Below are 23,072 nucleotides of genomic sequence, written 5' to 3'. Positions count from 1 at the left end.
TTTTCTTATATGCAATTTACACGGTCTATAGTGCTAGTTCGACATGGAGAGACAGAATGGAATCGAGCGGGCATTATGCAAGGGTGGCGCGACAGCCGCTTGACCCAAAAAGGAATCCAGCAGATTCGCCACTCAGCACGAAAAGTCTTTAAATATCAGTCTAATAATCCCTTTCCTATCTATACCAGCGATTTAGGTCGTTCTTTATCATCCGCCAGAATATTGGCCAATGAATTGGGTGGATACCTTGTTGTTGATAAACGATTGAGGGAAAGGGCGTTTGGAGAATTAGAAGGCAAACCAGTAGGGGCTGATTTCGTTCGGAAAAACAAAAAGATGCCTGAAACTATTGAGCATTACCACTCAAGAATACAAGCATTTATCTACGCTGTGACTCGGCAACAATCGGATCAACCTGTGATTGTGGTTGGGCATGGAGAGTGGATTCGTACTTGGCAACAATTGTATACCGGCGGTGCGGAGTTCTCGCTACCCCAAAATGGCGACATTATTGTCGGAAAGTTGGAATCAGGGAAAAAGGCTTCTTAAATGGATTGGTGGGTAAACAGCGTATTTATGTCGGCTATAGCGATATGTTGTTCGCTGGTGCTGGATGCCTTGTTTGGAGAGCCTAAAAAATGGCATCCCTTAGTCGGTTTTGGCAACGTCGTTTATTGGCTTGAAGAAAAGACAAATACTCCAGCCTCAAGAGATACTTTAAAAAGCAAAATCAAAGGATTATTGGCTTGGTTGTTGGTTATCTTCCCCTTTGTCGGCGGTGTTTTTTGGATTGTTTCTTGGGTGAGTGGATCTTCTTCGTTATGGGGGTTTTTCTTTCAAGTGGCGATTCTCTACCTTTGTATCGGTCAGAAGAGTTTACTTGAACATGCAAGTTGGATTCATCAGCCTTTGCAGGCGGGGGATCTTGCCGAAGCAAGAGAGAAAGTTGGTTGGATAGTAAGCCGAGAAACCGAGCAGATGTCCGAGTATCAAATCACATCCGCAGCCATAGAATCGGTACTAGAAAATGGGAACGATGCGGTTTTTGGTACGCTTTTCTGGTTTGTATTACTTGGCGCTCCGGGCGCTGTTTTATTCAGGCTAACCAACACCTTGGATGCTATGTGGGGGTACAAAAACGATCGATTTAATAGCTTTGGGTTTATCGCCGCCAAAGCGGACGACGTTATGGGGTATCTACCTGCAAAAGCTACCGCTGTCAGTTATGCGATCCTTGGTAACACCAAGCAGGCTATGGAATGTTGGAAGGCACAAGCTCAAGCTTGTTCTAGCCCTAATGGCGGTCCAGTCATGACGTCGGGTGCGGGTTCACTTAACATCAGAATCGGTGGTCCTGCGATTTATCATGGAAAAATGCATAATAAAATTCACATGGGATCTGGGGAGCTCGCGAAGCCGGAAGACATCCCAAGAGCTTGTCGACTGGTCGTACGAACCAGCTTATTGTGGTGTGGCGTGCTCATACTGCTCGGTCTTGTAATGCTGGATTGGAACACGCTGCTTTCAGGAGCCAACTTATGATTCATCATGGCGGCAAACTATTGGCATTTTCTGCTCGTTTTGGCATTCCTGTTGAAGAATGGCTGGACCTATCCACTGGCGTAAGCCCATACACTTACCCTGTAAGCGATATACCGACAAACGTGTGGAACCGCTTACCGGAAGATGAGGATGGACTTATCGAAGCTGCGCAGCGGTATTATCAATCACCGCACCTTTTACCTATCGCGGGCAGCCAAGCGGGCATTCAGTTGTTACCTTCTCTGTTATGCGAGCACCGTGCGTTGACCAAAGTTCCAACTTTACCGACCTATTGCATTAAACCGCTTCGAGTTTTACTGCCAAAAGTGGGATACAAGGAGCATCAGCACGCGTGGCAGCAATGTGTGGCTAAAGGGCTTGCGGAACTGAGTTTTTACGATGGCAAACCAGACGAACAGTCCATTGCCAATTGCGATGTTTTACTCGTGATTAACCCAAACAATCCGCAAGGATTCAAGTTTGCGCCAAGCGTTGTTCAATCGTGGTTATCTGCTCTGCCAGAACACGGCTGTTTGGTGGTGGATGAAGCGTTTATGGACATGACGCCTGATCAGTCTGTCTTGACGCTATACCCACAAGGGGCACCAAGCAATCTTTTTGTCTTTCGCTCCGTTGGCAAGTTCTTTGGGTTGGCGGGAATGCGGCTGGGTTTTTTGTTCGCATCTGCGGATTGGCTAGCAAAAGTACAGTCTAGGTTAGGTCCTTGGACCGTTCCCGGGCCAACTCGTTACGTCGCGAAGCAAGCGTTGTTGGACCTGAAATGGCAAAAGAACAACCGCGAACAGTTGATGAGCGATGGCAAAAAAATGCGAACGCTACTCAGCGCATTTTTCCAAGAGATTGAAGGACAAACGCTTTTCCATACAGTGAAATGCGCAGAAGCAGAAAAGCGGCATACACAGCTTGCGAAAAGGGGGATTCTAGTCAGATTATGCGATGAAGGCGATGCTTTACGATTTGGTTTACCTCGTGAGCAATCTCAGTGGCTTAGGTTGGAAGATACGCTTAGAGATATTTGGAATAACTCCTCAAGATGATACCCCCTCAGATGGAGAGGGGGCGGAACTAAAAAGGTACTTACCTAAAGCAAACTAGCGTAAGAGTAAAGGGTTAGCGCGGTGCTAGAAGCTCCACAGGCTTACGCGTAATACCAGACGCTTTATCCGCAATGAAATGGTGGTAGGTTCCATTCTCGTATTCCAAGCCTTGAATTCTTCCTTCTACGCTGTAATTGGTTTGATGATCCACATCTGCTGCAATGACATGGTAATCGTATAGATAAGAAGGCTTTTCAAAAACGGTATGCCCAATGATGACTTCTTTAGCCCCAAACTCGGTGAGTCCTTGTTCTAGCTGATCCTGTGATAACTGCTCTCGTGGCACGGCGCGATCCCAGTAGAGTCGTGAAGGTAAGTAATACGCGTCTTTAATCGGCTTGCCTTGATCGTCATATCGGATGTAACCCGCATCCATGTGTTCACGCCCATAAGTATTGATGTCTTTCAATAACAAGCGACCGTCTTTTAACGCAGAGATAAGATCGTTATTAAAACCAGCGTGAACAAACAGCGTGTCACCTGCGATTTCCATAATGTTTTTCGAACGTAGCCACTGACCAAGCACGGTGTCTTTGGCGTGAAGTTCTAAAAAGGTTTTGCCCATCAAACTGGCATTTTCAAAATAGCGAGGGTGAACATAGCGGAAATCGCCATAAAAATTCATTAGGTCGTGGTTACCCAAAATGAAATGTACGTCGCCACCAGCGCGCTGCGCTTGGTTTTCAAGGTGATAGAAAAGCCATAAGCTTTCAGTTACGTATTCACCCCGGTCGAACAGATCACCTAAGTGATACAAGTGCCCAGAGCCATACGTCCAATTGTATTCCTCGTCCATGATGCCAGCCTGAACCAGCATGTAAACGAGTGCCTCTATGTTGCCTTCGAAATCGGAAGTCACAAAAAACTGAGTAGGTTTATCGTATTGGTAAGGCGGTGGTGTAACGCCTTCTTTAAGCTGCACGTTAAAACTGCCCAATTCTCCGGGTAAGTCTACCTTAATCCCTTCTTCTGGCACTTGATAATAGATGCGATTGGTGAGTCCTGATTGACTTACGGTCTCGATTCGAATTGATCCATTGGAAAGTTGGGTAACGTAAGGACCGTCTGCCTCCCCTTGGTAGTTAAGTTCTTTATTTAGCGAAGCATTGAACTGAACATCGTTAGTGGAATGGTTGACTTGATTATAAACCGCGACAGCAATGACATTCTCGCCTTTAACGAAAGCTTTGGAAGGCAGCACAAAGGTGTTTTCGGCTTCCTCAGCATATTTTGAATACTTCATCGGAGACGTGGTATTGGTAAGCGCTTGATTACGTTTTAATAGAGGAGAACGTGCGATCTCAACGCCATTTACCCAAATAACGGCAGCGTCATCCACACGCATTTTTAGGTACACATCTTTCAGTATTAAAAGGTTGTTTACCTTGATGGTTCTTCGGAAATAGTAGGCACTCGGTGTCGCCTCAGGAAAGCTCAATTCTTTGTAGTTGGTAAGCGCAGTATTGCCGTCAATAGGGTGATCGTAGCCATAAGAAAATATGCCTTCGCCTTTCTTCCAGTCCGAGTCGTCGTAACTTGGCTGATTCCATTTAGGTGATGGTTCAATACCGCTGTCCATGTAGTGCCATTCTGAACCGTAATCGAAGAACATTTCTTTGTTGTCTTTACACGCTGTTAAGGCAAGTACAGCGATAAGCATGAGCCAGTATCTTATAGGCATCGGTTTGTTTCCTTGGGTAAAATTCTTAGGGTATCGATTTGTGTGCATAAGTTATGGGCACAGCATAGAGGTGAGTTAAGGCATTGGTGTGACGAACATATGAAACCAAAGCGGTAAAACCTCAAGACGCCAGTAGTGTTTTTGAGTATCAGAACTCAGATATTTATGTATTGTTCTTTGTTATAGATGGGGAAATGCTAGCAATGTCTCGGATTAGGTGAATACTGTGGTGTCAAAAAATAGGGGACCGAGGGTTCAGTCCCCTTGTAAAACACCTAATGGGGGATGGTGTTATAAAAAATGATGGATGTTATTGTTAATAGGGTAAAAAGCTCGCTAGAGCTTTCCTTCGCTGCCGCACATACGAATTTTATCCATAACCACTTGCTTCATTGCCGCTTTTCCGGGTGTGATGTACTTGCGTGGGTCGTTCGCACTAGGGTTGTCAGCAAAGTGCTGTTTAACCGCATCAGAGAATGCGATCTTCAATTCTGTCGCTACGTTCACTTTGCATACACCCAAATCAATACAGCGCTTAACGACGTCATCTGGTATGCCGGAAGCACCATGAAGTACTAGGGGAATATCTACTTCTGATCGAATTTTTTCCAGCCGATCAAAGTCGAGTTTTGGTTCGGCTTTGTATAATCCATGGGCGGTACCGATAGCGACAGCCAAAGAGTCAATGCCCGTTCTACGTACGAATTCTGCCGCAGCGGACGGGTCTGTCATCAGGGCATCAGCACTGTCCACAATTAAGTCATCTTCCTGACCACCAAGGCGTCCGAGTTCTGCTTCGACACTGGCATCATAGCGGCTGCAAAGCTGCACAATAGAGCGCACGATCTCGATATTCTGTTCAAATACGAAGTGAGAGCCGTCAATCATGACCGAGCGAATGCCATGTTCAACCTTATTGCGGATATCTTGTTGATCTTCATGGTGGTCTAAATGCATCACTAAGGGTATGGCGTGTTTGTTGGCGGCTTCTTTACAGATACTGACAAGATAATCGGTCCCAGCATACTCATAGGTGCCCGGCGTGCCTGCCAAAATAACGGGTGATCCCATTTCAGAGGCGGTCTCTACGATAACTTGTACGGTTTCGAGATTATGAATGTTGAATGCAGGAACCGCGTAGCCACCTTGTTGCGCACGTTTAAGCATTTCACGAGAAGAAATTAGATACATAAAGCCTCCTGATTGGGTGTCGAAACGGTGTTGAATACGAGACGCCCATTAACCCAAGTGTGAGTAATTGAAAAATCCGAATTTAAAGCCACCATGGACGCGCGTTTGCCAATCTCCAAAGTGCCGAGTTGATCTTGAATACCAAGTGATTGTGCGGGTGTCAGTGACGCCAAAAGCCATGCTTTTTCGAGCGGTAAGTCGAGCCACTGCTGAAGGTTGTGCACCGCGCTATTTAGTGTGAGCGTGCTGCCTGCTAAGCCACCTGCGTCGGTCTTAACCACACCGCCTTTCATCGTTACGGTGTATTCTCCCAATGTGTATTCACCATCTGGCATTCCAGCAGCACACATGGCATCAGTGATTAAGGTTAAGCGCGACGAGCAGCACCGGTGTGCTACCGCGATAGCAGCAGGATGCACATGATGGCCGTCCGCGATCATCTCGACATAGCAGTCTGGGTGGATAAGACCGGCTCCAACCACCCCAGGGTCACGATGATGCAGTCCTCGCATGCCGTTATAGCAATGAACAATACCGTTAGCACCAGCATCTAGGGCTTGTTGTACTTGGTCAAAACTGGCATCGGTATGACCCAGCATGACCTTTATCCCTTGTGAACGTAGGTGCCGGATAGCGCCAATCGCTCCCTGCTTTTCTGGCGCCAACGCAAAGCTGATTAGTTGGTTGTCGCTGTAAGAAATCCAGTCGTCGATCTCCTCGTTTGAGAGCTCTCTAAACCATTGAGTGGGATGTGCCCCTTTATTTTTCGCGGTAAAATAGGGACCTTCCAGGTAAGCACCGAGAATTTCTGCGCCTTCTACCCCTTGCTTTTTACTTTGTGCGACTTGCGCTAATGCCGCGCGAATTTTCGCGACGGGCGCAGTTACTGTTGTTGCAACAAACGCTGTAACACCTTGAGTAGCAAAGAACTGAGACATGGTATTTAGGCTGCTGTGACTGGCATCCATCACGTCACATCCTTTCGCACCATGTACATGAGAATCGATTAGCCCCGGTAACAGGCTAACTTCACCAAGATCGACCACCGACGTGTGGCAGGATGCGTCGAATGGCTCGATTGCGCGGATTTTTCCATGTTTGTCCACGCTGATAATGGCGTCCTCAAGCCATTGATCGCCATTTAGTATCCGTTTGGCGCGATAGGTGTTTTGAACGTGGCATGGTTTGGATTGCCGATTCTGCAAGTGCTGACGATCAGCTTGGTTAGATCCCATCTTCTTCTACCGCCGTAGTTTGATTGGTCTTTTGCGCCATTTCTGCGGCGAGGGATGTGATACCACGATGAGCGCATGCCAAAGCTTGGTCTCTAAACTCCGTGAGTTTTAGCTCATCTCGATCGAGCAGCATTTCCGCTACCATCTGTAAATTCGTGCCAGTGACGACTTCTATGTCACTGCGTTCTTGGCTAATCAGTGAAGCGGTGCGAAAGGGAGTGCCACCAAGGAGATCGGTAAGAAAAATGATACCGTCACCCGAGTCTATCTCTCCAATGGCTTTACGCATCGCTTCCTCTAGTTGAGTTGTGGTGGCTTCTTCTGGAAAATCGATAGATTTAAATTGTGGTTGGTCACCAATAATTTGAAGAATCGCTTGCGCAATACCGGAAGCAAACCCTCCGTGACCAGACAAAATGACAGCAATCATGTGTTATTCCTTTTTTGGGGCTGACCATTCAGCCCCTCTTTTATTTCATGAAAAGCAGTGCTTCGTGAAAAACAGTGTTTCGTGAAAGCAATGTTTTGTGAAAAAGCCGAGTTTACAAAAAGCCCATAAAGCGACCAGCGACACCGAGTGTCACGGTGATGCCAATCAGTTTTAGAGGGCTCCAGCCTCGTTTTACCAAGGCATACATGGCTAACGTATACAGCAGAGGCAAAAAGGCAGGCATGAGCTTATCAATAACATCAGCTTGCAGTTTGACCACAGCATCACCCGCGGTAATTTCAGCGGTAGTCGATAAGCGAACGTATGTTGCGACCAAAGCGCCAATAACGGTCATCCCAACCATGGATGCAGCGTGCCCAACTTTTTTGGTGTTTGCTTTAATGGTGGGAATAGCAGCAACCCCCATTCGATACGCGTAGTGCGCCAGCCCGAATCGCAAGCCAAAGTGGACTACGTTGAACAGAACCATGAAGAACACTGCCCCCATAATGGAGCCTTGCAGGGCTAGGTCGGCACCGATACCACCACAAATAGGCAGAAGCGTTAGCCAGAACATGGCATCACCAATTCCCCCCATAGGTGCACCAACCGCAATCTTAGTGCTTTGAATACTGTTGATATTCTGCTTGGAACGTTCCATTGCCAGCACTATGCCCATAACAAACGTCACTAAGAATGGGTGGGTGTTGAAAAAGCCCATGTGCCCTTGCATCGCTTTGGAAAGGTCCGCTTTGTTGGTGTGAATCTTTTTCAGTGCGGGGATGAGACCGTACAACCAACCCGCTGCTTGCATACGTTCAAAGTTGAATGACGCTTGCAAAAGCAGTGAACGCCAAACCATTTTATTGATGTCCGTTTTCGTCAGTTCCGCGCCAACCTCTTTATCCTCGTACTCATCCTGAGCCACGCCTGTTGCAGGTTGCACCGCAGTGTTTTGAGTGCGGAGGTCAAATTCATTGCTCACATTAGATTCCATCTTCAAGATCCTTAGTTGATGCTGTTACAGAGGTGGGTTCTGACTTGCGCATAAAGTCGATAATCGCCATAGCTGTTGCGGCAGCCGCTATCGCGAGGATAGGTAGCTCTAGCCACGCAGCTGCAACGAAACCGATAATGAAATACGGGATGTATACGTTTTTCATCATTATTTTCATTAAGACAGCGAAGCCAATGGCGGGCATGATTCCACCTGCAACCCCAAGACCATCAATCAGTTCTTTTGGAAGGGTACTTACGACGGCTCCTGCGTGTTCTGCGCCAAGGTAAATTGGTAAGAAAGCGCAGAGGAAGTAGAAAGAGCCAAGTACAGCGAGTGCAAAGTAGTTGACGCGTTCAATACCATTAGTATCGGCATCGCGAGCAAAGGCATCACACTTAGACATCACCGCCGACATAGCGGAAAAGAGCAAGGTAATCCCCATTTGAACTGCGACAGCAAATGGCACCGCAACCCCAACGGCAACATTCGGTTCAACGCTGGTGGATATGGCAAAGGCGGTGCCCACGATGGTTCCAATGATCACATTGGGAGGCTGAGCACCAGCGAGCGGCGCTAAGCCCATCCATATAAGTTCGAGCGTACCGCCCACCAAAATGCCGGTTTGAACGTCACCAAGAATCAAGCCCACTAGCGGACCAAGTACCACTGGTCGGTGAAAGTGAGTGAGACCATTGAACAAATCAAGGCCAGCAAAGAAGGCAAGGATGCCGAGCATCAACGCCTGTAAGAGTCCTATTTCCATGAGAGTTTGTCCTTATTTATTAAAAAACTTATTACTGAATAAGCGTAAAAAGATCCGTTGCGCTTTCTGTAGGAACACCTTGTACAGTGCAGTTCACTCCAAGCGCGTTGAGTTTATGAAACTCCTCGACGTCTTCGGCGTCGACCGAAACCGTTTTAGATACTTGTTTTTTTCCTTCCACAAAGTGCATGTTTCCAACATTGATACTGGTAATAGGGACGCCGCCTTCCACCAATTGACGGAAGTCTTTAGGAGTGCGGCAAACCAACAAGATACGCTGGCGGTCAGCGGCTTTATGGATGGTGTCTAGTGTCTTTTGCACCGTCCAGAACCGGATGGCGATGCCGTCCGCCAGCACCATTTCCATCAGGTTTTGCTGGATAGTGTCTTCGGCAACTTCGTCATTAACGACGACCACAATGTTGGCATCGGCGAAGCCAACCCATTGCACGCCCACTTGCCCGTGGACGAGGCGTTCATCAATTCGACTTAAAACGATATTTGGCATGATTAATTCCCTTTAATGTCATTGCTAAATGGATGAATAGTCACTCCTTGTACTACTCGGTTAACTTCGCCTGTTGGGCAAGGGTTGTCGGGCCCTAGCCCAAGTTGAAGTGATTTCTCAAACGCCAACATTTGGCAGAACAAGATGTATGGAAAGCAGAGCCATTCTTCATCCACATCTAATTGTCCAAGCTCGAACACATTCGCGTTGTCTAACGTTTTTTCAGTGAGGGCAATGTGCTTTAAGGCTTGTTGGTCTCGTTGGATTTCGTTGAACAAATCAATATCGTATTGGCGGGTATAGTTGGCGCTGGAGAAAAATTGAATAACCAACGCTTTATCGTTAATGGTGAACTTAGGACCATGACGGAACCCAAGGGAAGAGTCGAACGCTGTCATGACTGCTCCCGCACTGAGTTCCAACGATTTTAGCGACGCTTCTCGCGCCAGCCCTGAAAACCCGCCGCTACCAAGCACAATTAATCGCTCATACGGCAGCGCAGACAAAGATTTGATGGCGGATTGCCATTGCTCAATTTTTTTCTCGCATAAGCTGGCAATGGTGGCGATGTCTGTGTGTGATTGATCTGCATCGTTGCTCCCTAATAAAGCCAGCGTAGACATCAGCATGCAGCTGAAGCTTGACGTCATGGCAAAGCTTTTATCGTTAGAACCTTCAGGCATGATCATGCAATACGCGTTGGTAGAGGTATCCGCGTAGCGAGAAAGTGCTCCATTTTCATTACACGTCAGAATTAAATGAAAACATTCGGGGACGAGCTGCTCAATCAGTTCGACCGCGGCGACGCTTTCTGGGCTGTTACCAGACCGAGCATAGGAAACCAGTAAAGTAGGGCACTCTGGGTTAATGTTCTGCTCTGGGTTTGAAACCAAATCGGTGGTTGGAATTGACTCCACTTGATAGCCCAACTTCGATTGAACAAAAGGCATGGCAGTGTCACCAATGAATGCCGACGTGCCTGCGCCTGTAAGAATGATACGAAGATCTGAACGCGATAATAGAGGCGATAAAAACGCGTTAATTGAATTCGATTGGCTTTCTAAATCGTTTGCCAAACGTCGCCACAAACGCGGTTGATGTTCAATTTCTTGAGCGGTGTGAATGCCATTGCGCTGGTCTAGCCAAGCGGATTCGTAGCCTAAGTAGGTCGTCATTAAATTGTCTCCTTACTCGTCACTGAATTGAAATAACAAGCGGCGGAATAGACTTTGGTCACTTCCATGATCTTGTGTATGACAATGTCAGCAGGTAGGTTTTGAATTTGATTTTGTAAGATGGCTTTTGCCTGATTCGGTAAATACTGACTGAGTAAAGTCAGAGGTAATGGGCGTGCCGAGAGGTTGCTAAATAATGCGTTTTGCGCTTTTTTGACATTAGGGTGTGTCCAGTAATAGCGAATTCGGTCGCTTAAGCTGTAGCTGCAATCAAGGAATTGTTGATGTCCTTTACTCGAGTAATGAGAACGCCAGTAGTCTGGTTCTTCGTGCATCACTTGTTCAACCGTGTCGCGCAGGTGAGAAGCTTCATGGCTCCCCAACCATTCTTGTTCAGCACGTTCAAGCCCATAGAGTGCTTCGCGCAATGCAAAAGTTAACGCGGGACCGACTTTGAGAATCGCAAAGTGATCGTCAACCAGTTCATGGTATGCCTGTGGGTTTTGGTAATCGGTCGAATGTGCTTCAAAGACAAGGTGAGGCAGATCCTCCACTACCTTGCTCAAAGGTTGAGCCGCCCTGCTTTGGTAGTGATGAATTGAGTGATGATCGAACTCGACGCCCGGCTGGACAACTAGACCAATGATGCGTGACCAAACATGCTCCAGCCCTACATCGTAAAATGCTTGGTGATGGGCGTCTAATGTCGCTATGGCTTCTTCTGGGCTGGTGAGTTCTAGCCCTGCTTCTTGCAACGACTCAAGGGCACCACCGGGTGTGGGTACTTCTGTACCAATTACGTACAGAGGGGGTTCTCCACCTGCTTCATTCCATGCGTTTTCCGCGGCAACACAAAGCTGTGCGGCACGTTCTGCCATTATGGCTTCACTTAGTGGTGACTTGTCGTCTGCACAAGCCATAGAACAATCAAGGTGAATCTTCTTGAATCCCGCGCTCACGTAGTCGTGAATCATTTGCGCGGAATATTCCATGGCTTGACGTGCTGGTAAGTGCTGCCAGCAATTGGGGCCGAGGTGGTCGCCACCTAAAACGATGCGCTCGGCGGGGAAACGGTGTTTTTCTGCAAGCTGATACACGTGTTCGGAAAAGTTCAGAGGTGTCATGCCGGTGTAGCCACCAAACTGGTTAACTTGATTGGACGTCGCCTCAATCAAAACCAATTGGTTGTCTACAGCCGCTTGTTTGATAGCGGCTTCCAACACCAAAGGATGAGCAGAGCACACGGAATAAATGCCAGTGGTTTGCCCTTGCTTATGTTGTTCAATCAGCGATTGTAGAGTTTTCATGCTGGTTCCTAATTGACCGTTTGATCGGCGATAATGACGTCGACACCCATATCGAGGAGTGCCTGATGAGTGGTGTGAGGAATGTTGCTGTCGGTGACCAATACGTCGATTTGATTAGCGGCTCGAATCGTGCAAAAGCTTTTACGCCCGAATTTGCTGGAGTCGGTCACCGCGATGACTTGCCTTGCGACATCACACATGGTGCGGTTGATTTGAGCTTCGAGGTTGTCTGGTGTGGTGATGCCAGCGCCCAGATCGAACCCATCGACTCCTAAGAACAGTTTATCGAACAGGTAAGAGCGAATTTGTTGTTCGCCGTGATGCCCAGTTAATGAGCACGACGCTCTGCGCAAACTGCCACCGACCACGTGTAAGTCGATTTGTTCATTATTGCTGAGTTGATACGCAGTATTCAGCGCGTTAGTTAGAACGACAAGATGCTGCTTATTCGTGAGATATTGCGGCATTAGCCCAATGGTTGAGCCCGAGTCTAGAATGATGGCTTCCCCATCTTGCACTAGTGCTGCTGCAGCGTGAGCAATTTTTTGCTTGGTACTGCGGTTAAGTTGATCTTTTCGGTAAAGAGGCTGATCGAAGGCAAAATTCGGATTCAAATTTGCGCCACCGTAACACCGGAAAACACAGCCTTCTTTCTCCAACAAATTGAGGTCATGGCGAATGGTTACCGCCGACACATCAAACTCATCCGCAAACTCATCTACCTTTCCTGAGCCGTGCGAACGAATGTGCTCCATGATTTTTTGTCGTCTTTGTGTACTTGTCATTACCGTTGCCTTTCTTTTCTTTCATCGACAGCTGAAATGTTCTTGTGTCTGTTGTAGTGAATTAAATCAGGCATGGTGAAACAAAAATGAAAGGTCGATCACAGGTGATTGTCTTTCGTTTTTGGGGTTAAAACCCTTTCGGTTCATGAAAAGAGAAAGGTTTGACTTTCGTTTTAATTTTGATGTTTCAGTCAATAAATACCATCACACCATTGATCTGCGATTTCAGAACTGAAAGGGGCAATGAAAGAGTGAGCCATAGCAAGATTTCGAAGTGACTCATGCGTAAGATCACACTTTTAGCAATAAGGGTAGATAAAAGGTTTGAATAATACTTTTTTGAAGAAAGGAATTGGGAGGGGAGGCTTTACCGCATAATGCGGTTAAGCGACGGTGACGATGTGCACCTCAATGCCTTTGGCTTTGAGAGCTTCTGCGTAGCCAACCGGAATACCGCTATCGGTAATCAGTATGTCGATTTGTTCTGGGCGTGCGATCGAGCAAAAGCTTTGGCGATCGAACTTCGATGAGTCGGTAATGGCGACAACGGTCTGCGCCGACGCAAGCATCTTTCGGTTGACCTCAGCTTCCCCTTGATGAGACGTGCTGATTCCCGTTTCTTTGTCAAACCCGTCTACCCCAATAAATAAGAGGTTAAAACGGTAGCTTGCAAGTAGTTGCTCTCCAGCCGCACCGTAGAGCGAGTAAGAGTTTTTACGCAGGACGCCACCAGTGACCATAACATCAACTCCATCTTGGGTGGCAAGATGGTAGGCGATATTAATGGCGTTGGTCATCACCGTTAAATTGTGTTTGCCTTTTAAGTGATGGGCAATTTGTTCGGTGGTGGATCCGGAATCAAGCAAAATGGTGTCACCATCCTTGATCAAGTTCGCGGCGTAAGCACCGAGCTCGGACTTAATACGGTTGTTGATTTGTTGTTTGTCGCTTAAGGGTTGATCGAATGCAAATTGATGGTTTAGCTTTGCCCCGCCATAACATCGAGTCACACACCCTTGTTTTTCTAAGTAATTTAGATCGTTTCGTATGGTGACTTTAGAGACTTGGAATTGCTCCGCGAAATCATTTACATCACCTTGCTGGTGGGTTTGGATGTGGCTCAAAATGGCTTCGCGGCGTTGTGCTGTGTCAGTCATTGGCGGTTACACGTATTCTGCTATTGGGATAAGCCTAACTTTAGCTCACGTTGCCTTGGCATCAAACAGCTTAAGTTATCAAACAGCTTAAGTTATCGAGTAACTCAAGCTATCAAAAATCTAAGCGGTCAAACTCATTCATAATCGGACTCATCCTTTATCGAATAATTTAGGGGTAACAAACATCCTACATTTGCACAATAAGGCTTCTCGATTTAAAAAATGTGCCAGCGCAGACAAGGAAGCCATCGAGTTAGTGACTGATATACTTACTTGTGCGCGCTGGCACGCATTACAACTCGTTCTTTCAGTTGGTTAAGGTAACAACATCGTCGTACACTCTTCTTTCCCAGCTTTGGATAAATCCGGATTTGTCCATAATTGGGAATACGTAGACAGGGGCGATTTCTGCCGACCACGTTCCTTTCTCGCTTTTCTGAACATTCACTTCTAAATGACCGTAGTGCTTACCACCACTTACGAGCTTTTTGCCTTCCCATGTCTCCGGAGCGTCAAGGTGAGCGAGAAAAACTTGGTGAGGGTTATCTAGCGGGACATCGTATTTACCATCTTTACCGAAATAGGGACCGCGAAGCCCGTCGCCGCCAATACCGACATCGTAAAAATGAATACCTTCTACGACGGAGTGCTCGTACATCTCATCGTGCCCCGCAAATACGGCATCGACACCGTATTTTTTGAACAACGGAGTGAGGACTCTGACTGGCACGCCAGACTGGTTATCTTGGCCTTTTTCAAATCCTTGGTCGCCAGTCGGAAATCCATGTGGACCAACGGAATAAGGCACATGATGAAACTGCACAAAAGTGAATTGAGCCGTTTTTTGGGCGTCTGCCAGTTGTTTTTCTAACCATTGATACTGTTCCGAACCTGGATTGAAGTCGGGGGCGTTTATCCCTGTCAAACGCCAGTTGGTATCTTGGCTCGATTTGTCGGCTTTGCCGTCGGACGTGTCTATGGTGATGTATGTGATGGGACCATAGTCCACTCGGTAATATCTGTCTTTAAATACAGAGCGCTTGCTTCCGTTGTCTGGTACATCAAAATAGGTTTGGTAGCGAGCAATAGCTTGGGCAGAGAGATCTTCTACGTACTCATTTTTGCCGCCATCCGGGCCTGGGTAGTTTTCGTGGTTGCCTATAGCAGGCAAGATGGGAACACGCGAAGCGACATTTCCGAGCTCGCCGGCATTGTGTCGCCAAAATTCATCCCAATCACGTTGTTCATTCCCAGACTCAACCAAATCCCCCGCAATGGCGATAAAATTTGGTTGTCTTGATGAAATCACATTCATGTTCTGTTGGTAGCCTATTGTCTGGTCAACAATATACTGTCGGTCAAAGTCGCCAAATGGTTCAGACCAGCGACGGGTTCGACCTGTCGACTCAGGCTCTGTTTCTGAATCTGAATACACGACAAACCGAACGTTCCCATCTTTACTCGGTGCTGTGGTAAAAGTGGCATTATAGGTTTGTCCATTTTGTGTAACCGCATAATTGTATTCTGTTCCAGCATTCAAGCCAGATAGGGTGACACTGTGAATGTAAGGTGCGCGGGTGTTGGCTAACTCTTTTCCATATTTCTCTATTTCTGTCGGAAAATAGCGTAATTCTTTGGCTTCTCTTGGTGTTGAGGTGAACACTTTATTCTTACCATGTTGCTGTAGTGTCACTTCACCAGGCGATTTTTTATTTGATAACCACATGATGGTCATGCCGCTATCCGTCGGGTTTTGTAAGTATGGGTGAACACGAAATTCTTGGTTAGCAATTGCAGATGTACAAATACCAACACCACTTAATAGACAGGTTGTTAGCCACGGATTTTTCATGTTTTCTCCTAGCGATTTATCAATGTTCGAGTCGTGTTTAAGTATTTAATCAGCTAAAAATAGTTTTATTATTTAACTCGATCACAATTGTTTGATTAAACATCTTATGATGTTTTTTCTTTCAGTTTTAATCAGAGAAAAATGTACACTTTAGATGATGAAATGCAAAGAAAGGAAGTGAGAATTAGATTTTTATAAGAAGTGAAGGTTTTATTATTTAATTATTATTTTTGTATTTCGGTTTCTGGTTGAACACAGTTCACATTTTTGTCGTGGAAACGATGGCTTGTCGGCTGCTACTGATGAAAATTACTATAATTCAGTGGCTTTTGAGTTTTCTTTTCATCGAGGTGGAGTTTTTTAGTAAGATCTAAGGGGAGGTGTAGCTTAGAGGGAATGTAGTTTTTAATAAGCCATGATTTACAATTTATTATTTAACTCCTTCTTTAGTTTTGGTTAAATTTAATTTTATTTTTTTAAACTTGAGAGCTTATGATATTATTTAATAGTGATCATGGAATAAAGGTCACAATAAAAGAGAGCTTACGCTCTCCTTTAATTAACTAGCAATGAGTAATTGCGGTTGGTTACACTTTTTTCCAAGCGCCATCGATACCAGGAACATTTTCGAAATTGGCATACCATTTCGCTTCCCAAGTTGCGCCGTTGTATAACACCCGATCACCTTTACCATAGATGCGTTTTGGATCCCATTCGGTGATTTCAGGACCGTAAGATTGCAGCCACACTTCCGCAACCCCTGGTTCCTCGCTTTGAGTTTGCCATTGAGCCGTAAACTCTTTGTTGCGGTGACGAACGATATCGCCTTTTTGGTAAACTTTGCTCGAATCCCAAGTCGAACCTGCGTCGACAAGTTCAACCAGAACAGGAATAGAGGTGACTGCTGAATTGTTTAACGAGTCGGTGGCGGTTAACTCAATTGTGTATGTAGTAGCTGCTGGCACTTTGAAGCTGATCGTTGGTGTGGTTGTGTTTACCACGGAACCATCAGGTAACCCTGTCCAGCGGTAGCTGATAGTGTCTCCGTCAGGATCAATGGTTTTACTTGCGTCAATCGTGACCGTATCGCCGATAAAGATATCTTTAACTGGCTTGTAAGTTATAACAGGTGCTTGGTTAGGTCGTAAGGTTACTACTACTTCGTCGGTACCTGTTTTTCCATTACCTGTGACCGTAAGTTGGAAGTTATGGACGCTTGTCGCCGTGACGGAAGGGGCAGAGAACGATGCTTGCGAACCTTGTGCCGTTAAAGTTACTGGTGCTCCGCTGACTTGTTTCCATGAATAAGTGATGGAATCACCGTCTGGGTCAAAAGACTTAGAACCATCAAGTGTCACTGTTTTAACATGGCTTATGATCTGGTCTTCACCTGCTCTTGCAACTGGTGCTCTGTCGCCCACGCGCGTACCTAAGATAAGCGGTTTGCTCACAGTCTCTGGCTTGCATCGGTAGCTGTGCTCAACGCCTTTAAAGGTGCCATCACGGTTGAATGCGTCATACGCGCCGCCATCAGCTTTACATAGCTGTGTCCATGGCGTGTCTACTGGAAGTGATAACAAAATAGCATCAAGAACACCGCCAAATTGGTTCGCAAAATCTATACTTCCTTGTTTTGCAACCGCATCAAATGCTGTTTTTGCCGAAGCTTTTGCCGAAGTAATTTCTTCCGGCGTATAGAGTGGTCCAAGTGCATCCAAATAGCTGCTTACTGTTGCCCAGTCAATCTGGCTGGTGTAGTAACCTGGGTAGCCAGGGCCGTTATTTTCGGCGACGTCTTTAAGCTCTACTGCTTTGTACGGTACTTGATATAGGTAACTGGTTCCGAAACCACCTTGGTTTTCTGGGTCGAAGCATTCGTCAATGACAGTTAAAGATGCGCAGTGTGCTCTTACATCCGGTTTTAAAGGATTCAACGCCATGCTGTTAGGGCTCAATCCTCGGTTGTAACCGACAGAAATCAACTTAGTTAATGCCAGTGGATCTTTTGATTCAACGACAAATTCGCCGAAGTTCTCTGAAGATCGCGCCAAAATGTAGTAAGCAAAAATGTTGTAGTACGACGCGCCAATGGCACTCGGGACAAAACTGTTTTTTCCTTGTTCAGGTTTAAACACCGCATTATAGATAGGGGAGGTCATCTCGTAAGGTGCGACTGCTTTATAGACGGAATCTGGTTTGATGCCTTTGTAGAATCGATTAGGGAACATCCTCATCATTTCGCCGTAAGCAGAATACATATGTCCTTCTAGTTGAAAGAAGCCATCGTGTTTGGTTCTGCCGTTATATAGCGTGCTCCAGATACCATAATTGGAGTGATTTGGATCTTGGTCTTTATAGGTTGGAGGTGTCGGATAAGTAAAGGTTTTGGCGTCATAGTCGGCGCCGACGGCACTTTCTTGGAGTGTTTTTGCTGCGTATAGGTTTGCGCTGTGGTAAGGATCATCGATGCCAGTCACGTTTTTGAAAAGCTGTGCGGCGTGCGCCATCGCCATCGCCCAATGTGGTCGTTCATTTGGGATGACGAAAGAATAAGGTGCTCGCCATACCTTTCGCTTTAGGATCGCAATCTCGACAAGCTTGTCAGCCGTGGCTTGATCAGGAGCACTGGCTCGAATTTGATCAAGCTCTGCATCAGAGATATTTAAATCCATCTGCCCTAAGCGAATCGGACCGGTTTTAATCAGCTTATCAGCGGTCAGGTTATAGGTTAATACGCCCACTTCTTGACCCGGCCAAGTTGTGGTCGCGGCATGAGCTGCGGAGAGTGTCATCGTTGCCAACACTGTGGAAACGAATAAAGGACGCAAGGTGAAGCTTTTCATAGATCTTTTACCTCTTATTTAAATAGATATCGGATACTTCTGCTGGCAAGCTATCAACCCAATACTCTAGAAACAATCGCACTGACCTTTAATTTATAAATCACTCGCAAACTTCGGTAATTAACTGAAATAACAATAATTATGTACGTGAGGTTCGTTCAACCTGTCATAGTTTTTGCATTCATTGAACATAAAATGCGCTTAGACGGATTTGTTACCTGAATGCCAAGCGGAGTGAGTAGCTAGAGGTGGCTTACTTCACACGTGGAGTACTTTTCGTGATGAAGCCCTCGGTTGAGGGCTCAGTCGATGGGGTTTTGTTATGGGGAGTACCGGAGGGTATTTACCAGACATCTCACAATAGGTTGCGAGCACTCTTAGGTTTTATCTTTAGGCTTACGTTTGTTCTTAGGCACATAATTTAGAATAGAAATGGGCACTTCTTTTCTTGGTGCGAATCCTTCCACTTCTTTACGCACAATCAATTCACCCATCAGGCTCTCAATCATGCAAAGATTTTTGAAGTTGTCTTTGGATACAAAAGAGATCGCTTCACCTGATTTACCTGCACGACCCGTACGACCAATGCGGTGCACGTATTCGTCTGGCGGGAAGGGTAAATCGTAGTTCACCACTCGGCTGAGTTCGGTAATGTCTATCCCACGGGCTGCAACGCCTGTCGCCACTAAGTATTTTACTTTACCAGATTTAAAATCCGCTAAGACTTGCCCGCGAATGGCTTGGCTGCGACCACTATGGAACGCTTCCGCTTGAATGCCACGTTTCTCTAACTGAGAGACTAATTTAGCCGCTCCATGCTTGGTTTCTATAAAGATAAGTGCTTGGTCCCAGTCATTCTCTTGAATCAAATGGCTCAACAACGCTGATTTCTTGTCTTTATCTACCGTCACTAGCCATTGGTCGATCTTTGGCTTTTCAGCGTTTTGCAGGTGCAAAGAAATTTCGACAGGGTTCGGTACAGCGGTTTTCGCCAAGTCTCGAACTTTACGAGAAAGCGTGGCAGAAAACAGCAGGTTTTGCACATCAACAGGCAAGCGCTCGATGATTTTGTTGATGTCGTCGATAAAGCCCATGTCGAGCATTTTATCGGCTTCGTCGAGAACCAATATTTCCGCTTCTTCAAAATGCACGGCACGTTGCGTGTACAAACCCAGCAAACGCCCTGGTGTCGCTACTAGAATATCGATGCCTTCGATCAGCTTTTGCTTTTGAGGCTTATCATCTACACCGCCGTAAACCACAAGCGATTTTAGGTTTAAATGTTTGGCGTACACTTTAATGCTTTTATTAACCTGAACAGCGAGTTCACGAGTCGGCGTTAAGATTAATGCTCTGAAACGCTTTTTACGCTGAGTTTCTGATTGGCTCAGTTGTTCCAAAATAGGCAGCACGAAGCTAGCGGTTTTACCGCTTCCAGTTTGCGCTGCGGCAATGATGTTTTTCCCTTGCAGAGCAACCGGAATGGCTTGTTCCTGAATCGGCGTCGGGGAGTCGTAACCTTGCTCGGCAATAGCGGTAGTGATCGGACGGCTGAGTCCTAATTTGGAAAATGGCATGAAGAAATCCAATTGATATTTAAGCGTGCACCTACAACACGGTGCAAATAATGGCGCAGATTCTAGCATGGTTTGCAGTGATTTACCCTTACTACGTCAGCTTTGGTAGGGGGTGGAGAATGCGTCCAACTCTAAGCAACTCTTGCATACAATCGTTACAATGAGTTGTGAAATGCCAATCCAAGACACTTTTAGGTTATGGGGTACATAATCACGGGTTGTATTTTTTGCTGTCGCTCAAGTAGAGGTGAGCAAAATGATTCTGTGAGCTATTAGCGATAGTGTGGTAAGCATTGAATAAATGATTATCAATATGTTCTTTCACGTTAGTATTAATACATAAAATATTATTCCAGTGCCTGAATAAATACTGTTGCCTATAAAAACTGGATTCATTTTAATATCTATTATTTTTGATTTTATTTTAGATTAGGAAAATAATGGTACAACAGTTTTTTATGTCGGGTAGCGATTTAGCGTCATATTGTAAGTGAGAGTTCAATGTTGATGGAGTATTGTTTTTTTACTCGAAAGACTGCTAGTAAATAAAGCTTTTTATATACGTTGTGGTTATTTTTTTATCGGTTTTTGAGCTGATAATTAAAAAAATTGATACCAGGGTAGAACTGAATAAAGTTCTCTAAATAAATCACAATAAAGTGGTCTTTTGTTACATTTTTCAATTGGTTGCAGTGTGGTTTTATGAACCTTGCCGTATTAATTTAAAAATTGAAGGTTATTAATTTTTTTTCTTCTTTTTAGATGATAAAAAAAACGAGATAGAGATATCGTCTAAATTTAATAAACTATTTTAATTTTATATTGAAATAATAAATACAACTAAAGTTGGGAAAATAATGAGTACTAGAGGTTTATCAGACGACGAGCTGAGAAGAATATATGAACTACAGCAATCAGGAATTTTAAATGCAAACTCAAGTGCGGTTAGTCTAGAGTCTTCAGCGGTAGCAAATGCTGTTGCAACCAGCGGCGTTGCAGTTGACAGTTCGGCAGTATCGGACTCCATTCTTCAGAGCATCGAAAAAATTGTTGTGTCGGAGCAAAGCTTAAAAGTTGCTTCAGCAACGGAAAATATTCGTAGAGAGATAGTCGGCTCATCATCTCACCAAGAAATGCTTAATGTTTATGATCGCCTTTATGAAGGTGGGTCAATTAATAGTTTCTTTAATGATCAAGTAGGGGAAATTAATCTTCATCATCAAGATAGTGGAACATCTCTTTCAATAGAAACAGTACGGAATTCGTACAATGAAAACGGCGTATTTGCGGATGTTATTGTTTCAAAGTTTGATGTAACAACGGCTGGAATTAGCGCCAACGTTTTTTCTGAAACGCTGACCACCGGGCAAGGAAAATTTGAGCGAATCTCGGTTTTTGGGGAGCAAGGGGGGCTCCTATCAACACAAACATTCCAATTGGGAGCTAATGATGTCTCATTAGGTGAAGCAGGCTGGTCGCAGTTTTCACAGGGTGATTTCTTGTTAAATAGCGCCGTGAACCAAGGTGGCAGTACAGATTTCGACAGCATTCTTTCGGACAGCTTTGGTGGGCTTAATGTAAGTAGCTCAAATCCTATCACTGGTGGAACGACTTATGGAATGGGAAGTTATGACGGTGTTACCAATAGACATGCTTTAGAAGGCATTGCTGACTCTCCATTTGGAATGAACGCGGGTGGTTTTGGTGGAAACTCAATCTACTCTTCTGGTCCTGGAATTGCTTCAAACACAAATTTTGAAAATAATACCCCTTTAGTAGGTGTTAGCTCATACTCAGATCAGTCACCTTATCCCGTTGCACCGGATGTAAGTTTATCATCATTAGATTTTGAGAATACATATGGTGTTGGGATTGGTGCGTCAAATGATGGGATAGGTACTACTTTAAAATTTGATTATAACTCCACCACTGAGAACTTAAGTGTGCAGTTTTCAGGTGGATTTAGTGGTGAGCTGTGTGTTCCTATTCCACAGACTCCAATACCAGACAAAATTTGTATTTCTGGTGAAATGAAAGGAGACGCTAAATTTAATTTTGGTATTACTGGAGGTAATCCAACATTCAATGGAGCCGAAGGTACTGTAACTGGTGGGGCTAAAATGTTCTACCAGGCAGGAGAAAAAGGCGCCAATGTAGCAGCAGGGGTTGAAGTTTCATTTGGTGCTAAAAATGCTTGTAATGTAGAGATAAAAGGAGAAGTATTTCTTGAAGGTACACTTGGTCCTGTTAATATTAAGAAAACAGGCGAAATTGATAAAGGAACGATTGATCTATCCAAAAACTGTGAAGTGAAGTCGAATACAAACACCACTCCGCCAGCTGACACCACTCCTCCAGAGGATACCACTCCCCCAGACGATACCACTCCCCCGGCTACCACGACAGGTGGAACAAGCGAAGATGAGGATGAAGACGATAAGAAACCGAAGAAACCGGAAGATACAGGCTGCGTAGCTCCAGATGGCGGTGAGCCCGGTGTTGGTACAGGTGGTATCTTCACGGGGGGAGGGGTCGATGTTCCTGAAACACCAAAATTTGAGCCGCCACGAGAACCAAGTTGTGGTACACCTACTGGTGAATTTAGTGGCGGCTCTGGCACAGGTGGAAATGATTTTGGAGGCACATTTGGACCAAGTTGCGGTACCATAGCGCCATTACCCAAGCCAGAGAAAGCCACGAATGGAATAAATGAAGGGGATGGAAGACCTGGATGTGGCTCAAATGGCGGTGTACCTACCCCTAACGCAAATAGGCTTTCTCAGGCAATGTCTGGGTTTTCATCTGGAGGAGAAGTAGGTTCTATTTCAGGCTTTGGCTCTGGCATGTCTGCTAATCAGCAGCTAGCTGGGTTGGCAGTTTCAAGCCGATTCTAATAAATTACCCCTTC

18 protein-coding genes are annotated in these 23,072 nt (G+C 45.5%); 4 read left to right on the top strand and 14 right to left on the bottom strand.

Annotation, left to right across the window (positions count from 1 at the left end; all coding sequences use genetic code 11):
- The first annotated feature begins 9 nt into the window (after window positions 1-9).
- From CW749_RS14810 to CW749_RS14800, 3 genes are read left to right on the top strand one after another with little or no spacing between them, the layout of a single operon-like run.
- Window positions 10-549: a histidine phosphatase family protein gene (locus CW749_RS14810; RefSeq protein ID WP_101113041.1), complete on the top strand. Its 540-nt coding sequence runs from the start codon at window positions 10-12 to the stop codon at window positions 547-549.
- Complete coding sequence (gene cbiB, locus CW749_RS14805) at window positions 550-1,542, top strand: adenosylcobinamide-phosphate synthase CbiB (RefSeq protein WP_101113040.1); 993 nt, start codon at window positions 550-552, stop codon at window positions 1,540-1,542.
- A complete protein-coding gene (locus CW749_RS14800; protein WP_101113039.1) occupies window positions 1,539-2,600 on the top strand; it encodes a threonine-phosphate decarboxylase in 1,062 nt (353 codons plus the stop codon). Before cbiB ends, CW749_RS14800 begins: the two co-directional genes overlap by 4 nt.
- A 73-nt stretch (window positions 2,601-2,673) precedes the next feature.
- Here CW749_RS14800 and CW749_RS14795 read toward each other — a convergent pair whose 3' ends face one another.
- The 14 genes from CW749_RS14795 to CW749_RS14730 all read right to left on the bottom strand — a co-directional run bounded on the left by CW749_RS14795 (window position 2,674) and on the right by CW749_RS14730 (window position 20,164).
- Window positions 2,674-4,341: a metallophosphoesterase gene (locus CW749_RS14795; protein WP_101113038.1), complete on the bottom strand. Its 1,668-nt coding sequence runs from the start codon at window positions 4,339-4,341 to the stop codon at window positions 2,674-2,676.
- Between the two features lie 336 nt (window positions 4,342-4,677).
- Window positions 4,678-5,532, bottom strand: coding sequence for a tagatose bisphosphate family class II aldolase (locus CW749_RS14790; protein WP_101113037.1), 855 nt, complete (start codon window positions 5,530-5,532; stop codon window positions 4,678-4,680).
- Complete coding sequence (nagA, locus tag CW749_RS14785; protein ID WP_101113036.1) at window positions 5,523-6,767, bottom strand: N-acetylglucosamine-6-phosphate deacetylase; 1,245 nt, start codon at window positions 6,765-6,767, stop codon at window positions 5,523-5,525. The genes CW749_RS14790 and nagA overlap by 10 nt, the downstream gene beginning before the upstream one ends.
- A complete protein-coding gene (gene agaF / locus CW749_RS14780) occupies window positions 6,757-7,197 on the bottom strand; it encodes a PTS galactosamine/N-acetylgalactosamine transporter subunit IIA (RefSeq protein ID WP_101113035.1) in 441 nt (146 codons plus the stop codon). The genes nagA and agaF overlap by 11 nt, the downstream gene beginning before the upstream one ends.
- A gap of 112 nt (window positions 7,198-7,309) precedes the next feature.
- The gene (gene agaE, locus CW749_RS14775; RefSeq protein WP_101113034.1) at window positions 7,310-8,194 is read right to left on the bottom strand and encodes a PTS N-acetylgalactosamine transporter subunit IID; all 885 of its coding nucleotides are present in this window, start codon (window positions 8,192-8,194) and stop codon (window positions 7,310-7,312) included.
- Window positions 8,184-8,960: a PTS N-acetylgalactosamine transporter subunit IIC gene (agaW, locus tag CW749_RS14770; protein WP_101113033.1), complete on the bottom strand. Its 777-nt coding sequence runs from the start codon at window positions 8,958-8,960 to the stop codon at window positions 8,184-8,186. Before agaW ends, agaE begins: the two co-directional genes overlap by 11 nt.
- Window positions 8,961-8,991: 31 nt before the next feature.
- On the bottom strand, window positions 8,992-9,468 hold the full coding sequence (gene agaV, locus CW749_RS14765; RefSeq protein ID WP_101113032.1) for a PTS N-acetylgalactosamine transporter subunit IIB: 477 nt from the start codon (window positions 9,466-9,468) through the stop codon (window positions 8,992-8,994).
- Window positions 9,469-9,470: 2 nt separating this feature from the next.
- Window positions 9,471-10,643 (bottom strand): SIS domain-containing protein, encoded by a 1,173-nt coding sequence (locus tag CW749_RS14760; RefSeq protein WP_101113031.1) that lies wholly within the window; start codon window positions 10,641-10,643, stop codon window positions 9,471-9,473.
- Window positions 10,643-11,950: a D-tagatose-bisphosphate aldolase, class II, non-catalytic subunit gene (locus tag CW749_RS14755; protein WP_101113030.1), complete on the bottom strand. Its 1,308-nt coding sequence runs from the start codon at window positions 11,948-11,950 to the stop codon at window positions 10,643-10,645. Before CW749_RS14755 ends, CW749_RS14760 begins: the two co-directional genes overlap by 1 nt.
- 8 nt (window positions 11,951-11,958) lie before the next feature.
- Window positions 11,959-12,735: a transcriptional repressor AgaR gene (gene agaR / locus CW749_RS14750; protein ID WP_101113029.1), complete on the bottom strand. Its 777-nt coding sequence runs from the start codon at window positions 12,733-12,735 to the stop codon at window positions 11,959-11,961.
- Window positions 12,736-13,118: 383 nt separating this feature from the next.
- Window positions 13,119-13,892 carry a transcriptional repressor AgaR gene (gene agaR, locus CW749_RS14745; RefSeq protein WP_101113028.1) on the bottom strand — a complete coding sequence of 258 codons (774 nt, stop codon included), beginning with the start codon at window positions 13,890-13,892 and terminating at the stop codon, window positions 13,119-13,121.
- A gap of 307 nt (window positions 13,893-14,199) precedes the next feature.
- Window positions 14,200-15,744, bottom strand: coding sequence for a metallophosphoesterase family protein (locus tag CW749_RS14740; RefSeq protein ID WP_101113027.1), 1,545 nt, complete (start codon window positions 15,742-15,744; stop codon window positions 14,200-14,202).
- Between the two features lie 587 nt (window positions 15,745-16,331).
- Window positions 16,332-18,587, bottom strand: coding sequence for a PKD domain-containing protein (locus tag CW749_RS14735; RefSeq protein ID WP_101113026.1), 2,256 nt, complete (start codon window positions 18,585-18,587; stop codon window positions 16,332-16,334).
- 377 nt (window positions 18,588-18,964) lie between these two features.
- Window positions 18,965-20,164 carry a DEAD/DEAH box helicase gene (locus CW749_RS14730; protein WP_101113025.1) on the bottom strand — a complete coding sequence of 400 codons (1,200 nt, stop codon included), beginning with the start codon at window positions 20,162-20,164 and terminating at the stop codon, window positions 18,965-18,967.
- 857 nt (window positions 20,165-21,021) lie between these two features.
- Between CW749_RS14730 and CW749_RS14725 the strand changes: the two genes are divergently transcribed.
- On the top strand, window positions 21,022-23,058 hold the full coding sequence (locus tag CW749_RS14725; protein WP_101113024.1) for a hypothetical protein: 2,037 nt from the start codon (window positions 21,022-21,024) through the stop codon (window positions 23,056-23,058).
- Window positions 23,059-23,072: the final 14 nt, after the last annotated feature.

The sequence above is a fragment of the Vibrio sp. vnigr-6D03 genome, from assembly GCF_002835515.1.
In the GTDB taxonomy this organism is placed as follows: Bacteria; Pseudomonadota; Gammaproteobacteria; order Enterobacterales; family Vibrionaceae; genus Vibrio; species Vibrio penaeicida.
Note: the sequence above shows the minus strand (reverse complement) of the source record. Positions and strands in the feature narration are given on the sequence as shown.

Coding starts and splice junctions, on each gene's coding strand:
- CW749_RS14725 (WP_101113024.1), top strand. CDS start 21,022: ATGAGTACTAGAGGTTTATCAGACGACGAGCTGAGAAGAATATATGAA.
- cbiB (WP_101113040.1), top strand. CDS start 550: ATGGATTGGTGGGTAAACAGCGTATTTATGTCGGCTATAGCGATATGT.
- agaW (WP_101113033.1), bottom strand. CDS start 8,960: ATGGAAATAGGACTCTTACAGGCGTTGATGCTCGGCATCCTTGCCTTC.
- CW749_RS14735 (WP_101113026.1), bottom strand. CDS start 18,587: ATGAAAAGCTTCACCTTGCGTCCTTTATTCGTTTCCACAGTGTTGGCA.
- CW749_RS14795 (WP_101113038.1), bottom strand. CDS start 4,341: ATGCCTATAAGATACTGGCTCATGCTTATCGCTGTACTTGCCTTAACA.
- nagA (WP_101113036.1), bottom strand. CDS start 6,767: ATGGGATCTAACCAAGCTGATCGTCAGCACTTGCAGAATCGGCAATCC.
- CW749_RS14730 (WP_101113025.1), bottom strand. CDS start 20,164: ATGCCATTTTCCAAATTAGGACTCAGCCGTCCGATCACTACCGCTATT.
- agaR (WP_101113029.1), bottom strand. CDS start 12,735: ATGACAAGTACACAAAGACGACAAAAAATCATGGAGCACATTCGTTCG.
- CW749_RS14760 (WP_101113031.1), bottom strand. CDS start 10,643: ATGACGACCTACTTAGGCTACGAATCCGCTTGGCTAGACCAGCGCAAT.
- agaE (WP_101113034.1), bottom strand. CDS start 8,194: ATGGAATCTAATGTGAGCAATGAATTTGACCTCCGCACTCAAAACACT.
- CW749_RS14800 (WP_101113039.1), top strand. CDS start 1,539: ATGATTCATCATGGCGGCAAACTATTGGCATTTTCTGCTCGTTTTGGC.
- CW749_RS14810 (WP_101113041.1), top strand. CDS start 10: ATGCAATTTACACGGTCTATAGTGCTAGTTCGACATGGAGAGACAGAA.
- agaR (WP_101113028.1), bottom strand. CDS start 13,892: ATGACTGACACAGCACAACGCCGCGAAGCCATTTTGAGCCACATCCAA.
- agaF (WP_101113035.1), bottom strand. CDS start 7,197: ATGATTGCTGTCATTTTGTCTGGTCACGGAGGGTTTGCTTCCGGTATT.
- agaV (WP_101113032.1), bottom strand. CDS start 9,468: ATGCCAAATATCGTTTTAAGTCGAATTGATGAACGCCTCGTCCACGGG.
- CW749_RS14740 (WP_101113027.1), bottom strand. CDS start 15,744: ATGAAAAATCCGTGGCTAACAACCTGTCTATTAAGTGGTGTTGGTATT.
- CW749_RS14755 (WP_101113030.1), bottom strand. CDS start 11,950: ATGAAAACTCTACAATCGCTGATTGAACAACATAAGCAAGGGCAAACC.
- CW749_RS14790 (WP_101113037.1), bottom strand. CDS start 5,532: ATGTATCTAATTTCTTCTCGTGAAATGCTTAAACGTGCGCAACAAGGT.